Genomic DNA, 259 nt, shown 5'->3' with positions numbered 1-259 from the left:
GTTGCGTCCAGGCGCTGATCGGCTGCGGCACGAAGCTCGGCAAACTGTTCAGCAATCTGGGGCAACAAGGGCAAACGACGATACTCAGCCAGCAGACTCAGGAAGTTCCGTAGGTTTGTGTTTTCCACCGCAGCAATCCCCATGAACAACTCGACGAGTTGTTCATCGGTTACCTGCGGAGCGGAAATCAACTCACGCACATCGCCAGCATCCAGCGACTGGGCCAAACGGCCCAGCGCTTCGGTCCATTGCTCAACCG

The 259-nt window shown here is 57.5% G+C and carries 1 protein-coding gene; it reads right to left on the bottom strand.

Annotated features, from left to right (window positions below; translation table 11 throughout):
• On the bottom strand, nucleotides 1–259 hold a 259-nt coding region (locus ACZ2IA_RS23060), incomplete at both ends, for a F0F1 ATP synthase subunit delta (RefSeq protein WP_470294911.1).

The organism is Crenobacter sp. CS_VA4 (assembly GCF_055597485.1).
The sequence above is the reverse complement of the archived record's forward strand: the minus strand, read 5'-3'. Positions and strand labels throughout refer to the sequence as shown.